This window comes from Herbaspirillum sp. B65 (assembly GCF_000333555.1).
In the GTDB taxonomy this organism is placed as follows: domain Bacteria; phylum Pseudomonadota; class Gammaproteobacteria; order Burkholderiales; family Burkholderiaceae_D; genus Herbaspirillum; species Herbaspirillum rubrisubalbicans.
The window spans coordinates 1-2536 of record NZ_BADI01000401.1 but is presented as its reverse complement, the minus strand read 5'-3'; the positions used below and the strand labels follow the sequence as shown (position 1 = coordinate 2536).

At 57.2% G+C, this 2536-nt stretch carries 1 protein-coding gene; it reads left to right on the top strand.

What is annotated here, in order from left to right; translation table 11 throughout:
- Positions 1 to 50 precede the first annotated feature (50 nt).
- Positions 51 to 2536: beta strand repeat-containing protein (locus tag I5W_RS09740; RefSeq protein WP_044529068.1), on the top strand; the 2486-nt coding region annotated here is incomplete at its 3' end.

The window sequence follows — 2536 nt, the reverse complement described above, 5'->3', positions numbered from 1 at the left end:
ACTACCGGCCATGGGACGTTTGCGAATGCTCGGCAGGTAGCAACAAGCTTGTGAGCCTGAACGTGGCGTTGGCAGATACGACGAACTACACGTTGTCTGGGACGACGCAACAGAACATGACGGCCAACATTGCGAAGGCCAATGTAACGGTAGCGAACGTGACGGCGTCGGACAAGGTGTACGACACGACGACGAACGCAGCCATCAGCAATGTGGGGGCAGCCACGGTGTTGCTGGGTAATGCCAGCGCGGCGAATGGCACGTTGGCGTCGGCGACGGGCTACAGTAACTACACGGTCAATGGTTCGTACGCGAACGCAGCCGCAGGTAGCCAGATGGTGAATGTGAACGTGGCGTTGGCAGACACGACGAACTACGCATTGAGCACGTCAAGTCAGAACAAGACGACGGCTAACATCGCGAAGGCCAATGTAACGGTAGCGAACGTGACGGCGTCGGACAAGGTGTACGACACGACGACGAACGCAGCACTGTCGAATGGGAACGTGACGGTGCAGTTGGGTAATGCTAGTGCGGCCAATGGCAGCCTCGCCAATGCGATGGCGTTTAGTAACTACACGGCCAATGGGACGTTTGCGAATGCATCGGCTGGTAGTAATAAGCTTGTGAGCCTGAATGTGGCGTTGGCAGATACGACGAACTACACGTTGTCTGGGACGACGCAACAGAACATGACGGCCAACATTGCGAAGGCCAATGTGACGGTAGCGAACGTGACGGCGTCGGATAAGGTGTACGACACGACGACAAACGCAGCGATCAGTAACGTGGGTGCGGCGACCGTTCTATTGGGTAACGCTTCTGCAGCCAATGGCACGTTGGCCTCGGCCACGGGCTACAGCAACTACACGGTCAATGGTTCGTACGCGAACGCAGCCGCAGGTAGCCAGACGGTAAGCGTGAACGTGGCGTTGGCAGACACGACGAACTACGCATTGAGCACGTCAAGTCAGAACCAGACGACGGCGACGATTGCCAAGGCCAATGTGACGGTAGCGAACGTGACGGCATCGGATAAGGTGTACGACACGACGACGAACGCGGCCATCAGCAATGTGGGTGCAGCGACGGTGTTGCTGGGTAACGCCAGCGAGGCGAATGGCACGTTGGCGTCGGCGACGGGCTATAGCAATTACACGGTCAATGGCTCGTATGCGAACGCAGCGGCAGGTAGCCAGATGGTGAACGTGAACGTGGCGTTGGCAGACACGACGAACTACGCATTGAGCACGTCAAGTCAGAACAAGACGACAGCCAACATCGCGAAGGCCAATGTAACGGTAGCGAACGTGACGGCGTCGGATAAGGTGTACGACACGACGACGAACGCAGCACTGTCGAATGGGAACGTGACGGTGCAGTTGGGTAAGGCTAGTGCGGCCAATGGCAGCCTCGCCAATGCGACGACGTTTAGTAACTACACGGCCAATGGGACGTTTGCGAATGCATCGGCAGGTAGCAACAAGCTTGTGAGCCTGAACGTGGCGTTGGCAGATACGACGAACTACACGTTGTCTGGGACGACGCAACAGAACATGACGGCCAATATTGCAAAGGCCAATGTGACGGTAGCGAACGTGACGGCCTCGGACAAGGTGTACGACACGACGACGAACGCGGCCATCAGCAATGTGGGTGCAGCCACGGTGTTGCTGGGTAACGCCAGTGCGGCGAATGGTACGTTGGCGTCGGCGACGGGCTACAGCAATTACACGGTCAATGGCTCGTATGCGAACGCAGCAGCAGGTAGCCAGACGGTGAACGTGAACGTAGCGTTGGCAGACACGACGAACTACGCATTGAGCACGTCAAGTAAGAACCAGACGACGGCCACTATTGCGAAGGCCAATGTGACGGTAGCGAACGTGACGGCCTCGGATAAGGTGTACGACACGACGACGAACGCGGCTATTAGCAATGTGGGTGCAGCCACGGTGTTGCTGGGTAACGCCAGCGCAGCGAATGGTACGTTGGCGTCGGCGACGGGCTACAGCAATTACACGGTCAATGGCTCGTATGCGAACGCTGCGGCGGGTAGCCAGACGGTGAACGTGAACGTGGCGTTGGGCGATACGACGAACTACACGGTGAGTACGTCAAGTCAGAACAAGACGACAGCCAACATCGCGAAGGCGAATGTGACGGTGGCGAACGTGACGGCGTCGGATAAGGTGTACGACACGACGACCAATGCGGCACTGTCGAATGGGAACGTGACGGTGCAGTTGGGTAATGCGTCGGCCGCGAATGGAACGTTGGCGAGTGCGACGGCGTTCAGCAACTACACGGCCAATGGAACGTTTGCGAATGCATCGGCAGGTAATAACAAGCTTGTGAACCTGAATGTGGCGTTGTCGGATACGACAAACTACACGTTGTCTGGGACGACGCAACAGAACATGACGGCCAACATTGCGAAGGCCAATGTGACGGTGGCGAACGTGACGGCATCAGATAAAGTGTACGACACGACGACGAACGCAGCCATTAGCAATGTGGGTGCAGCCACGGTGTT